The organism is Paenibacillus sp. GM1FR (assembly GCF_002803315.1).
Lineage (GTDB): Bacteria > Bacillota > Bacilli > Paenibacillales > Paenibacillaceae > Paenibacillus > Paenibacillus amylolyticus.
Map to the genome: position 1 here is coordinate 404,667 of NZ_MKZL01000011.1, position 13,721 is coordinate 418,387.

General features: G+C 41.1%; 9 protein-coding genes. 7 read left to right on the plus strand and 2 right to left on the minus strand.

The features are described 5' to 3' along the window. The first annotated feature begins 10 nt into the window (after window positions 1–10). The 3 genes from PAEAM_RS07725 to yaaA all read left to right on the plus strand — a co-directional run bounded on the left by PAEAM_RS07725 (window position 11) and on the right by yaaA (window position 6,625). Window positions 11–4,852, plus strand: a complete 4,842-nt coding sequence (locus tag PAEAM_RS07725; protein ID WP_100527141.1) for an RHS repeat-associated core domain-containing protein — start codon at window positions 11–13, stop codon at window positions 4,850–4,852. 14 nt (window positions 4,853–4,866) lie between these two features. After that, window positions 4,867–5,532: a tetratricopeptide repeat protein gene (locus PAEAM_RS07730; protein WP_100527142.1), complete on the plus strand. Its 666-nt coding sequence runs from the start codon at window positions 4,867–4,869 to the stop codon at window positions 5,530–5,532. Between the two features lie 340 nt (window positions 5,533–5,872). Next, the gene (gene yaaA, locus PAEAM_RS07735; RefSeq protein ID WP_100527143.1) at window positions 5,873–6,625 is read left to right on the plus strand and encodes a peroxide stress protein YaaA; all 753 of its coding nucleotides are present in this window, start codon (window positions 5,873–5,875) and stop codon (window positions 6,623–6,625) included. A 656-nt stretch (window positions 6,626–7,281) separates the two neighbouring features. Here the strand turns inward: yaaA and PAEAM_RS07740 are convergent. After that, the gene (locus PAEAM_RS07740) at window positions 7,282–8,040 is read right to left on the minus strand and encodes an SDR family NAD(P)-dependent oxidoreductase (RefSeq protein ID WP_243391317.1); all 759 of its coding nucleotides are present in this window, start codon (window positions 8,038–8,040) and stop codon (window positions 7,282–7,284) included. A gap of 213 nt (window positions 8,041–8,253) precedes the next feature. On the opposite strand from PAEAM_RS07740, the gene PAEAM_RS07745 reads away from it, so the two are divergent. Continuing rightward, window positions 8,254–9,141: an AraC family transcriptional regulator gene (locus tag PAEAM_RS07745; protein WP_100527144.1), complete on the plus strand. Its 888-nt coding sequence runs from the start codon at window positions 8,254–8,256 to the stop codon at window positions 9,139–9,141. A 405-nt stretch (window positions 9,142–9,546) separates the two neighbouring features. On the opposite strand, the gene PAEAM_RS07750 is transcribed toward PAEAM_RS07745, so the two are convergent. Continuing rightward, window positions 9,547–10,110: a DUF4879 domain-containing protein gene (locus PAEAM_RS07750; protein ID WP_100527145.1), complete on the minus strand. Its 564-nt coding sequence runs from the start codon at window positions 10,108–10,110 to the stop codon at window positions 9,547–9,549. Between the two features lie 650 nt (window positions 10,111–10,760). On the opposite strand from PAEAM_RS07750, the gene PAEAM_RS07755 reads away from it, so the two are divergent. From PAEAM_RS07755 to PAEAM_RS07765, 3 genes are all read left to right on the plus strand, one after another. After that, a complete protein-coding gene (locus PAEAM_RS07755) occupies window positions 10,761–11,966 on the plus strand; it encodes a WXG100 family type VII secretion target (protein ID WP_100527146.1) in 1,206 nt (401 codons plus the stop codon). A gap of 19 nt (window positions 11,967–11,985) precedes the next feature. Beyond that, window positions 11,986–12,441 (plus strand): hypothetical protein, encoded by a 456-nt coding sequence (locus PAEAM_RS07760; protein ID WP_100527147.1) that lies wholly within the window; start codon window positions 11,986–11,988, stop codon window positions 12,439–12,441. 330 nt (window positions 12,442–12,771) lie between these two features. Continuing rightward, window positions 12,772–13,023, plus strand: a complete 252-nt coding sequence (locus tag PAEAM_RS07765; protein ID WP_100527148.1) for a hypothetical protein — start codon at window positions 12,772–12,774, stop codon at window positions 13,021–13,023. The last annotated feature ends 698 nt before the right edge of the window (window positions 13,024–13,721 follow it).

Genomic DNA, 13,721 nt, shown 5'->3' on the forward strand with positions numbered 1-13,721 from the left:
AGGTGATGGAGTGTTTAAGAAAATAACGATTACTTGGTTATGCGTCATATTGGTTCTTAGTGGATTCGGTTCTTTTGGATATGGAGGAAAAGCAGCAGCGGCGGCAGAAGGCAGGGATTCCCTCCCTTCCGCTACCTACATTACTATCTATAGTTTAAAAGAGCAATTTGGTATCAAGGAAGATTGGATTGAGAAAAAACTAGATCAAGGTTATTCGCTATACCAGTTGTATAAAGCTCTACAGACAGATCGCACAGGCGGCGAGGCTGCAGAGAAATGGCTAGAAGCACAAGAAATAAGCGAACCGATTCAAATGGAGGGGCTACGCCCTTCCGGATCATCACAGCAAAACAACTTCTCGATTAATGCTCTTAATGAGGATGCTCCAGGTACAGGAACAACCGTGGACGAAACTGGACTTAACCATTTAGATGTCCGAGATGACGCATCGCTTTATATGACGTCTTATGGAGCGGAATCCATCTCTACTGCTACAGGGGAAATGATGATTCAGAGTACTGACCTTTCGCTACCTGGACTCATTCCGTTTGATTTGACACGAGTCTATGATAGCGCTAGAGCCACTGGACAACTTGGCGTTGAATACGATGAAACGACACAAACGTACTCCAATATGGTTACGCCACGCAAGGAAGAACTCTCTGCTGGATTGGGGCAAGGCTGGCGTTGGGACATTCCTTTCATGGAAAAACGTGGCGATAATCAGTATATTCAGATTCCAGGCGTGGGCAATTACCGCTTAAACGCGAACCTGGAACTGGAAGGTTACGTATGGAATGACTTAACCGTTAAGCGAGATGCGACCGTGACTGTTAATGGCGTATCTAGCAGTTATCGTCTATCCATCCGAAACGGCTACGATTACCTATTTAATGAAGCCGGAGAACTGTTGCAAATTACAGATGGCTACCGCAATACCGTGAATTTTTACTATACGACATTGAACGGAAACCAAGCTATTGCACGAATTGAAAACAGCGAAGGTCAGGCGCTGACATTTGCTTATGACAACCTGAAGGTTACTGTACAGCTTGCCGGAACGGATCGGAAAGCAACGTACACGCAACGCGAGGACGAAGGCATTCGTATTTTGCGAGAATACACGGATGCTCTCGATCGGACAACGACGTATACGTACTATTATCCGGAATCCAAATTCAATTTCCTGCCTGACTTGCAAAGTAACCAAAATGCTCAAGGTGTGATGCATACAGCGTTGCTATCGCGTATTACAAGCCCTTCATCAGCTATAACGGATTATGCATATATTCCGGAGTTAAAACAGATTGGCGAAGCTTCCTCCCATTTCGTATTCAAAGTAAGAGAGCGCAAGAGCCAGTTTAGTACAACGGAAGGCGAAGGCGTTCTGGACAAGGTTAACTTTGAATATTCTGGAGAAGACCTGGAAGCATACGGTCAACCCGCATCATGGACAACAAAAGTGAAAGCAGAGAACACTGTAGATATTTGGACGTTCTCCAAAACGTTTAGCGCTGCAGCGCATCCAGATTTGGTTCGCGCAGATAAGCACACGTTAACTGGAGATGACGTGACTTATTCCACGGAGTTGCAGTACGATAACCAGACGAAGCGAAACCTTCCGACTCAAATGACGGAGTGGGTAAGTGAGAGTGGCCGTTCGGGCGAGAAGCTAACCACGACCATGACCTACGATGTCAACGGCATGGTGACGTCCGAAAAACAAAGTACAGGACAGGAATCTACCTATGCGTACGAAACTGGAAAAGCTCCGTATAACTGGATCAAACCTGTACGATTCACCACCAAGGTAAACAGTACGTTGGAAAGATACACTGAAATAACATACAATAATCAAGGCCATATGTTGCAGACCTCCACCAAAAATGGATATGGCGGACAACTGCTTACGGATTCGGAAGTGAAAATTGATGATAAAGGACGTATCAGCAGTTCAACTGAGAAAGGCGGTATGCTGGCTAAAGATAGCACTGCTACATTCAGCTACCAATCTAATGCAGGGCATTTGTTGGAATCGACATCGACGGTTGTACATGATGCCATTGGTAAAGATGAATCTCTTGTGGTGTCGTATAGCTATACGCCTTCCGGTGAACTGGAGACAACGACGAATGCTTCCGGAGAGCAGGAAACAATTCAATACGACAAGGCAGGGCGTCTAATTCAAATTAAGCATGCCGATGGTACACAATCGACGACCGCATACGATGATACAAATAACATCATTACAAGCACATCGCCAGACGGCATTGTGACTTTCGAGCGATACAATCCATTAGGTTTACTCGTGGAAGAGCAAACGGCGGACGCAACATATAAATATGCCTATGATGGCGAAGGAAACGTGACGGCTTCGGAAGATGCTGAGGGGAATGTGACGAGGTATGTGGTCAACGCGTTTGGGCAAACGACCGATACCCAATATCCCGATGGAACTACGGATACAACAACGATTGATTCTGTTGGTCAAACCGTAACGGTTCAGGATGCTTCAGGGTATAAAACTCGTGAAAAGAAAGACTTGCTGGGACGCTCGACAGCAGTAGAAGAATACCGGGACGGCGCATTTGTACCTTTGCAGCAAAGTGAATATGACCTCAGCGGAAACGTGACTGCTTCTATTGATGGTAATGGGGAGCGCACAACATATACGTACGATGCGCTCGGACAAATAGCAACGGCAACCACGCCCAAACAAGAAACCAGCCGATATTTTTACAGCTATCAGGGCCAGGTGACCCAAGTTGTATCTGCTAACGGGCAAACGGTGACCAAACAATATGATGAACTGGGCCGGATCATCAAACAGACCCCACCGAAGTTGGATGGTTCTGCGACTACCTTCTATTATGATAAAAAGAGCAATCTGATCAAAAAGCAGGATCGGCTCGGGAAAATCACCGAGTATACGTATAACAGCGACAACATGCTTACAGGGTTCAAAGGACCGGATACCTCTGTATCGTATACGTACGACGAGATGGGCCGCAGAACGTCGATGACAGATGATCACGGCAAAACAACCTATTCATACCGTGAAACGGATGGTATGCTCAGTGGGCTTACCTTCCCGGATGGAACCCAGCTTGAATATGAAAACAATACTCAGCAGCGGTTGGGATATACCCTTACTGATGCAAACGAACAATCCTTGCGGATACACGGTGAACTGGACACGATGAACCGGGTGACTTCCATGGATATCACCTCGGGAACGGGGGGCGCTTCAGCACTCGCAGCATCGGCCCAGACGCCTGTGGATCGAATCACCTTTAGTTATACGTCAAACAGTTTGCTGGAAAATGTATCGTTTGGTAAAGGACTTAGCACAAGCTATCAGTTTGATGGCTATGATCTGTCAGGAGTCACCGTCTCCCAAGGGACGACCTCAATTCATCAATTCGACTATGAATACGATGGAAACAAAAACATCACGTCCCGTACTCAGAATGGGACAAGCGATCAGTTTAAGTATGATGAACTTAGTCGCATCCAAACGGAATCGGGTTCGCTACAAGAAACCTACACGTATGATTCGAATGGTAACCGGTACAGTACCGGCAGTGGTAAGGTATACGGACTGAAAGATGCAGAATATACCTATGACAGTCAGAACCGGTTGGTTAAAGCAGCCGGGGAAGGCAAAACAGTAACCTATAGCTATAACGGGGATGGTTTGTTGTACGAACGCACTGAAGGTGACAAAACGACTCGTTATTACTACGATGAAGAAGCCAAACTCATGGCGGAAGCCCAAGTGACGTCCGGGAAAGCTGAACTAACCTATGCTTATATCTATGACTTGTATGGTCAACTGTGGGCACGTCAGGAGAAGCAAACTGGAAAACTGGAATACTACCAGTTGAATGGTCATGGCGATGTAGTCGGACTTGTGGATGATGCTGGTCAGGTATTGAACGAGTACACGTATGACATCTGGGGTGGACCACTCACAACGGAAGAAACGGTTCCAAATGTTCTGCGTTATGCTGGTGAATATTGGGATGAAACAACAGGGCTTCAGTATCTAAGAGCTCGTTGGTACGATCCAGGCATGGCACGATTTATTGGCGAGGATACGTATGAAGGTGAACTGAATGATCCGTTGAGTTTGAACCTGTATTCGTATGTCAGTAATAACCCGTTAAAGTATGTGGATCCTAGCGGCAATATGGCAGAGCCTTACTATGCTCAAGAACTCAGACATATGCTGAAGGATGCTAAAGGAAAAGGTTTTCAAATAAACACTTCAAATTATAACCTGTATAAGAATACAATTCGAGATCGTTACGGCTTCAACTCTTTTTTAGATAAGAATCGGTATAATTACTTGTATGATATGGCATTGGGTAGAAGCCCTTATACTAAGTCTGCAGGTAATATTAGCTGGGCAACTGAACAGTTAGTAAGTGCGTTGATTAAAGGAAAAGAAGCCGAATATATAGCAGCACTTGCAATGGGATTTGCTGGTGGTAAAGCTACCGGATCCAAGAAAGGGAAAGGCCAAGGTGGCGCTCTCAGTCCAACGGCTAAAATTAGTTTCAAATCAGATTTATTTAAACGGTATGAATCCCATGTGTTTTCTCAGGATCACATTAAAAAAGGGATCATGAAACTCGGGAAAGATAGATTGTCTATTTTTAACAGTATAACTAGTAAGATAGGGCAAGTTAATCCTAGTAAAATTAAAATAGGTTCGAACCAGATGTTTACAAAAATCAACGGTCATGATGTAACAATTAGGTTTTTTGCTGACAAGAACGGCACCATAATTAATGTAGATGCCTTTATGGGCAAGGCTACTCGTATTCTTGGTAACCAAATTAATTAGAAATGAGGATTTTGATGAATGATTTATCCATTCAGAATATTGTCAATGGGTTAGTGAATCAGTCGACTGAAGAGTCCATGGAAGAAGCAGAGAAGTTAATTCTTGACTATTTAAATAAGTTTCCTCAGGACGTAGATGCATGGGCAAGAGTAGTCTTATTGCAAACATTACCTCCTTTTGGAGATTATCAAAGAGCTATATCATTGTTAGATTCGGCAATGGAGTACAATGATAATGTTTCATATTTCACAATACTTTCAAGTTTTTTCAGTGAATGGTTTATGGGTGGAATGAATGATTTCCAACTTGAAAAATTAATGCAATTAAAGAAAAACTCCAGTGATACACAAACGAAAGCCATTATATTGTATTTGATGGCATGGCATTACGAATCTACAAACAAAAATAAGTTTGTTACTCTTGTTGATGAATCAATTAAAACATGTGATTATCTTGTAATGAATTGGGTTGATTTAGGAAATTACTATTTACAAAATGGAGAAATGGATAAAGGAAAACTATTAATTCAGAGTGGATTGGCTAATGTTAAACTTATTTATAAGGAAGATATATGTTACGAAGATTATGACTCACTAGATGTAATCAGGTTTATTAATGAACGAATTACTGGCGTCTTTATGACAGAGGGAAGATACAATTCAATTGTTAGTTTAATTTAACAACTACCTAAATTTCTTTTTTGAAAGAGGGATTAGCATGAAAACACAGTTGTAGTCGATAGAAGAATGCGAATTGATTAAATTCAGGTACTCACACGTTTCAAAGGTTATACCATGGATGAAACTAATCCTTAATTCTTATTTAAAGTACAAATAAATTTTGAACTTGAATTTTCAAAATGTAATGAACAAGCCAGTCCATTAGCGGGCTGGTTTGTTCGTGTTTGAGTCTTTTCAAAGGACCATGACAAGTGAAGGGGTTTAACAGTGGATACACCTGATGAATCCTTTACAATGGATAACGACAAAAACAACGGTAGATTAAGGATGGATCAGCACGATGAGAATTATCATATCACCAGCTAAAAAGATGAAGATTGATACCGATCTTATGGCTATCGCACAGATGCCGCATTTTATTAACGAGTCAGAACAGCTATTGAGTCTGCTTCAAGAGTTATCCTATGACGAACTCAAAGCGATGTGGAAGTGTAACGATGCAATCGCCGAACAGAACGTGAAGCGGATTCAGAATATGAATATAAAGAATAATCTGACCCCAGCCATATATTCCTACGAAGGCATACAGTATCAATATATGGCACCAGGTGTTTTTCAAGATGAGGAACTGGCGTATCTGGAGCAGCATTTACGCATATTATCCGGTTTTTATGGCATGTTACGACCTTTGGATGGCGTTACCCCTTATCGGTTGGAGATGCAGGGCAAGTTGCAAGGTCCGGGCTTCAAAACGCTCTATCAATTCTGGGGCAGTAAACTCGCAGATCAGCTTCAGACGGAAAGCAATTGTATTCTGAATTTGGCTTCCAAAGAATATAGCAAAAACATCACGCCTTTTCTGAGCGAGGAAACTCGCTTTATCACTTGTGTATTTGGACAAATGGTTGATGGAAAGATTGTTGAAAAGGCAACCCGGGCCAAAATGGCTAGAGGTGAGATGGTACGATATATGGCAGAACGTAAAATTACAGATGTGAAGGATGTAAGAAACTTTGATCGGTTAGAGTTTGTTTTTTCAGAAGAGAAATCGGATGAGAGTACGTATGTGTTTATATATACAGAGGAAAAGTAGTTTGTATTATGTGAGCAGATTATAATGATAAGTGCTTTTTACTAAAAAGTCGCCATCCGGCGGCTTTTGTTGTATGCAGCAACCTTTTGGAGGATGCTCTTACGAGCATCCTTCCTACCGAAAATTGATTATTTAATCAGATTGATTCCAAATGTCATCAAAGTATAAAAGAAAATATTCCTTATCATTGAGGACTAAATTACTATTACCGCTTTATCATTTTTCTGGTCTATGGTTTGCGCTTGGAACCATGATGCCGACCAACGGTTACGCACTTTCGGATTCATCAACTTCCATAATAATGAACGAAAGTAGCCGTAGCGGTCTCAATACTTCTACGGAGCAGAGCGTAAAATATAGTGTGTAAATAGAAAAAGGAAGACTCTTTCACAGCTTTCCCAAACCGATCTGGAGAAGTCTGTATCCGACGCATCTGATCGAATCGTTTAACAAGCAAATCAAGAAATACACGAACCGTAGAGAGCAATGTAATACTACTCTTACGAAAATAAATAAGGCTCATGGCCAAACACCATGAGCTAAACAAACCAAGTATAATCGAACGTAGCAGCTAGAAAAATGTTCTATAAGCAGAGCAATGTCAGTGTGGAACTCCGCAGATATGCCGTTATTCACAGCGTGTTGTCTTTACATTTTTAAAGCAAATGTCCGCCAGACACTTCAATGTCCTGAGCTGTAACCCAGCCGAAATCATCGGACAATACATTCACAATGACCTTCGCAATATCTTCGGGTTGGCCTATTCTGCCAAATACAGATTGCTCAGCCAGTGGCTTGATGAATTCGGGATGTTTATCGAATACTCCATCGCCGAAATTGCTGTGCGTAGGACCGGGAGAAACGGCGTTGACCCGAATGTTGCGAGGTGCAAGTTCTTTGGCGATATAACGAGTCCATGTGGAGAAGGCTGCTTTTAACGAACCGTAGGCAGAGTAACCTGGAAATGATTGGTTTTTGGATGAACTTGTGGTATTTACGATGGCTCCAGCATCATCCATGAATTGCACGAGGTGTTGTGTTAGAAAAACCGGTCCTTTAAAGTTCGTATTAAGAATCTTGTCGAAGTACTCTTCGCTCATCTCATTGAACATCATGGGTCCGCCAATACCTCCATTATTAACTAAGTAATCAAAAGTTGTTCTATCCCAAATGTCTTTGAGGCATTTCTTAACTTCCAGGGAGAAACCTTCGAATGTTGATACTTGCGTCAGATCCAACTTCAGTGCTGCAACCCGAACTCCATTATTCTTCTCAACTTCCTTAACGACAGCTTCTGCCCGGTCCTTATAAGAATTGTATGTGAGAATCACGCTAATTCCGCGCTTGCCCAGTTCAAGAGCCGTCGCTTTACCAATGCCATTACTTCCACCTGTTACGATTGCAATTTTCATCATATCCACCCTTTCTTTTGATCGATCTGGACTTTATTGTAGTCTCCTCTGCTGAAATTATATAGATCTAATAACACCTTATAATTGCCTAAAACCACCATGTTTAATTTTATGTAATTGTAATTTCCTTTGTTTTATATATAAGAAAAGCCTAAAAGTGCCGATTCATGTCGGTGTTGTGTTGAGGGATACAGAGTCGTCTGATAAAATAGGTGTATGAATAAAATTATGGATGAAATTATAGATTTAATGAAATATGCAGGTACTCGACCGATTGCAACGGAAGTGCCGGGGCTGAGTATGATTAAGGGAGATATACCCGCACATCAGCTTGCAGCGCTATACGAGCCGATGATTGGGTTTACGGTTCAAGGAACAAAGATTCTTTCAATCGGGGAGCGTAGTATTACCTTGGGGGGACCCTCATATTATGTTCTGCCGGTACATGTTCCCGCAACGGCGAGGGTATATCCAGACCCTAATGGCGGTCCTTACATGTCCCTTGGTCTTGCGTTGAATCAGAATGTCCTTCAAAGCTTATTAAGAGATCTGCCTGAAAATCTGATACCAACGTCATCGGAGCCGTTCGCAGCTTGTGAGATAGATATTGAATTTATGGAGGCATGGCTACGGTTATTGCGATTAACAAAGACAACAAGAGATATTCCAGCTCTTGCGCCGGCCTATGAACGCGAAATCCTATATCGTGTTCTGATGGGACCACAAGGGTGGTATCTGAGGCAACTGGGTATGCAGGAGAGTAATTTTTCGAAGATTTCTCAAATTGTAAAATGGTTTCGCGATAATTTTATGAGTCCAATAGACGTCGGCGAGATGGCAACCAAATCGGGTATGGCTATAAATACTTTTCACCGTCAGTTTAAAAGTGCAACAGGGTTAAGTCCTATTCAATTTCAAAAGCAATTAAGGCTGTTGGAGGCTAGAAACCTCATTGCATTTGAGGGTTATACAGTAGCCGGTGCCGCATATCAAGTTGGCTATCAGAGTACTTCACAGTTTAATAGAGAATACTCCCGTTTCTTCGGTTCATCTCCGGCTCGAGATACGGAGAAACTAAGACTAATCGAAAACGCGAGGGATTAGTTAGCTGCCTCTACTAACTTGAAGGTAGTGGGGAAGCAAATGGTGTACGAGAAAAGACGCAGGGATGTATATCCCTGCGCCTGATCAAGAATCAAATCCGTTTACATCAATCCAGCCAACAAAGAGGAACCTGCAAGTTTACCATCAGCATCGGTTAAGGGTTTGAAGTCACTGCTTTTTACTCTGCTTTGTTCCACGCATCCTGGACTTCTTGAGATGCATTCTTCAAGGCGCCTGAACAAATGTACTAACATAATTGTTAGAAGAAGAGTGAGCTGCCATATCAAATTTAGGTGCGATCCGATTCGTATCTGGAGCTGATGAGCCTTTGGGCTTACTTCTCGTATTCCTCAGGATAGAACCAGGATAGCTAATTCCTCCGATATTCATATTACATCCTTCCTGTTAACGAACATTAATCCAAGCGGTCCACAGTGTTGGAATATTAATGGAATAGACCGTACCTACAAATTGTCCCCCTGTACTAGGCGCTTCATAAACCCAAGAATGGGCCCAAGCATCTACGACACGGTCACCGTCCAGATCAATAGCTTCAGACCAGTTGTTAGTCATTGTATTGCCGGCGAGTTTACCGTAGTGACTGCTGTCATAACCGATCTGGAAAGTAATACACTGAATCCAAGCCCCACCATGATCATTGGTTGTGGAGAGTGGGTTGTTATTGAAGTCGTAAATTTCTTGGCCGCCATTAGGAGATACGACACCGTATACATTAATGTGAGATACTTTCGGAGCAGGCGCAAACAGAACTGGACCACCCGCATTATCAGCCTTCTGCGATTCAAATTCAGCCTTAGCCGCTTTCACAGCTTCACGGAATTCTTTGGAATTAATAATTTCTTCCTTTGTCATAGGTTTGGCTTGAGTCACATCACCGTCTGCATAGGCAGCTACATTAAATGAAAGCATTAGAACAAGAATAAGAGCTAAACTAATCAATTTTCTCATAGCAATAAATTCCACCTTTCTTGATATGGGTATTCTTTTACAAAAACATGCGGTTACGACAAATAGACCTGCTTGCAGCTTAAAGCCTCTTGCCCTCCTCTCTTATGAAAATGGTTCTTCCCTTTTTTCTTTACTGAAAAAGAAATTAAGGAGGTAGAACTCTACAGGCTAGAAAACTCTATGAAGTAGGAATGTATATGTAAAATGAATGCCTGCCAATGGTTATGTGTTGCAGACAAAATGTAAAACTCATTTATACGCATTGATATCTTAGTTATGTTAGGCTCGGATACCCATCTTGTTAATATAAGATTCCAAAATAAATATTTAAATTGTAATATATTCCATTTATACAAACATATAGTACCCCTATCAACGGCACAAGTCAAGTTTATTCATTAATGCCATGAATTGTTAAAGTCTGCTGTTGATCGCAGTAAAATGCCGCAGTATCCTGTAGTCATCAAATTGAAGGACAACCCTCAGGAACATGTATACACCTGCAGAGAAATGTTATGGGGCTGAGGGACGGATATAAATCATTCTGAGCGTGGATTCATGCAGTGAAATCAGGAGGTTAGCCGGATGTAATTGCCATTAAACTTCTGCTAACATAGTTGTATCATATCTTAGATGAGCGGTGAAAATGGATGAATACCATTAAAGTTACCCCTGAACAGTTACATCACGTATCGAATCAGGTGGATCAGGCCAGACAACAGTTGGAGCATATTCGCAGTGAACTGACGAGACAGATCATGTTCGTTCAGATGATGTGGACGGGGGCGACGCAGGAGCGATTCTACTATGAGTTTGAACAGTCGCGCCCTATATTGGATAAAGCACTGGAGAGTATGGTGGGCATCTCCAAGGAACTCAAGGAGATCGCTACGCGATTTGAGAATGTCGATGCTGAAAAGGTGAGTCTTGGAAGTGCTGTTGGCGCTGTGGGTGCGGGAGTAATGATGAAGACCTTGGGTAATGATGCGAGTACGGAGGATAAAGGCTACCGGATGGCGCAAGTCAATGTGTATGGGAAGCTGATGTGGATGCCTGTGAACGAGAATGGTGTTACGGATCAGGCAGCCCTTCAGGCATATAAGAAGGATCAGGGGCATTTGGATATCAATCGGATGCAAGCTACGGATGCTGAAGCGCCCGGGGAAGATATTTATGCGATGCAGATCAAAGCTTTTGAAAATGGAATTCATCCCTTCACAGGCGAGCCTGTATCCGATAAGTATGCTCAGATGATGTTGACTTCTCTGAAGTTCAGCCAACTATTTATGGCATTTCAGATGGTTCGCGGGAGTATGCCGGGTGGCAAAGGACCTTTTCGGCTACCTTCTTCTCATCCAGCTGTGGCGAAGATTAAAAAGAATTTGGAAGCGGCTGAGGCGAGGAAAGCGAATGGGCAAAAGGGGAGTATTAAGGGTACGGGGCACAGTAGTTGGAAAATCAATGAGTTAAAGAATACTGAGGTTTTTAAAAAAGGAACTACAAGTAATGCATTGAATCATATCTTCGAGGGTGAAATAATAAAGGGACAAGCGGTTGGATTTCATTATGAAGGTATGCCAAATACCAAAGGGAAAGTTGTTGGGAATATTGATCCTCCTAATGAGTATGGTGTGTATAGAGCCAATGTAGAGGTAGATGGAATACTAAAAAAAGCGAAGACCACGTTCTTTTCGAAAGATTGGACACCACAACAAGTAATTGATGAAATAAATATAGCATTCGATAACAAAGTTCTTTTTAAAAATAATAGATATAGGGGGACTTCCAGTACAGGAGTGACTATTGAATTTGTTATAAAAAATGAGAAAATCACATCGGCTTATCCGTTGTATTAAGAAGATTGGAGATACGAACATGATTAAATACAGGTATACAATCGAATATAAAGAAGATTTCAACGAAGTTATCGTGGACTTAGGCATCGATTCATCATTAAAGAATGGTTATTTGATTAGTAATTCTTTGGGATCGGATATATTTGGAGACTTTGCCACGATCCAGGAAGAGATCGGAAACTTAATCGAATTACTGAAAGGGAAAATAACGTTATACGAAGGTGGAGGGAATGTGAACTTAATAAAATCTGATAAGTCTTTCACAACTTTTGAAGATATCTTTGCAGAAGAAGATGAAGAGGACAGTACATGTGAAATTGAAACATTAGAATATGTAAAGATACTATTGTTGTGGGCAAAAGAGAACTTTCAGTATAAAACCCAGCGAGGTGTTATCTTGAAAGAACAAGCGGAATTAGCATTAGAGTGGATAACCAAAAAATATATTGAGATCTCTGAGATTGAGAGTCAATAATCGCAAAAGATCGTTGACGATACTTATCGTTTATTAGAAAAGATTAATGTTGAGTTTCAAGATTCTTTCTGCCGATCCTATGTGTGATGATGATATATAAAAGATTGATCCTGTCGAATCCAATCAACCCGTCCTACTATGAATGGTTTACAGATTACCTTTTACAGTGTGGTCTCGATTGGCAGGAAGAGGCGAATAAGTTAACGGAACTTTATACGAAAGCAGATTTCCAACGTGCTTGCGATTCTGTACAAAAGATTGAGTGTGATAAGGATTATTGGGGTATATAAATGTCCAGACGTCATCTCAAATTGTTATGGAGGGAATGTAATGGCTTCGTTTGTATTATTGTTGAAAGATTATGAAGATGAGGAAAAGGTTATTTATCATTTTGGGCCGAATGAACAAATTATGGGAAAGATAGAGCTAAATAAAAAGAATGAAACGATACAAGAAGTGACGCCAGTAGTAAATGCCAATAACGAGTCGAAATTTTATTTTGATAGAGCGGCTCAGAGATTGGCAATGTGTCTGAATCGTGAAAATGGACAATTTCCAAATAGAACAACATTTGAATTGTAAGAACAACGCAACCTCGATTGGTTATCCCACTTTCGAGGTTTTTTTTGATTTAAGTATATACGTCTAAAAGTCTAATTAGTTATTAAGTTTATTGATATGTAATGTATTTTAAACAGATCATGCTACGCTCTAAGCTTTACAAAAGTATCAGGGATCTTTTAGACACATCAGGGACGGTAGAAGATACAAGAGTTAAAGAACGAGTTATTTAGTGTCCTTAAAAAACTGGTGCAGTTATGAACGTGACCAACATAGAAGAATGTTAAAACAATTAAATTTACATCATCAGATGAGCAGAAAACGTATAAGTACAATCCCAAAGGAGGTATTAAGTAATTTAAAAGTGCTACCGAGTATCCTAAATTAAATATGAAGTTATCTGAAATTTGACTTTACAAAAAGAGAGTGGAAGGCTACATCGGCTAATTAATGATTCAAAATCTAACATGAGTAAGTACAGGCATATCATTGAACTTTACCAAGCCTAACCTTAACGTCTCAAAAATGGGAATCTTTACAGGAAGGTGTTTTGTGAATTAAAATACGAAAAGTAGGATTAGATTTTCTTCATTTGAATCACAGTTTATTACAGTATGAGTTGATGAAATGATCATCAGTGCATTGTAAGCTTTCATATTTTTGCTGGCAGTTGAGCCTCATTCATGACCATACATAACGACAATATGAAATATATCTAA

Bases quoted from the DNA above. Each gene is read 5' to 3' on its own strand.
- PAEAM_RS07730 (WP_100527142.1), top strand. From the start codon at position 4,867: ATGAATGATTTATCCATTCAGAATATTGTCAATGGGTTAGTGAATCAG.
- yaaA (WP_100527143.1), top strand. From the start codon at position 5,873: ATGAGAATTATCATATCACCAGCTAAAAAGATGAAGATTGATACCGAT.
- PAEAM_RS07740 (WP_243391317.1), bottom strand. From the start codon at position 8,040: ATGATGAAAATTGCAATCGTAACAGGTGGAAGTAATGGCATTGGTAAA.
- PAEAM_RS07745 (WP_100527144.1), top strand. From the start codon at position 8,254: ATGAATAAAATTATGGATGAAATTATAGATTTAATGAAATATGCAGGT.
- PAEAM_RS07750 (WP_100527145.1), bottom strand. From the start codon at position 10,110: ATGAGAAAATTGATTAGTTTAGCTCTTATTCTTGTTCTAATGCTTTCA.
- PAEAM_RS07755 (WP_100527146.1), top strand. From the start codon at position 10,761: ATGAATACCATTAAAGTTACCCCTGAACAGTTACATCACGTATCGAAT.
- PAEAM_RS07760 (WP_100527147.1), top strand. From the start codon at position 11,986: ATGATTAAATACAGGTATACAATCGAATATAAAGAAGATTTCAACGAA.
- PAEAM_RS07765 (WP_100527148.1), top strand. From the start codon at position 12,772: ATGGCTTCGTTTGTATTATTGTTGAAAGATTATGAAGATGAGGAAAAG.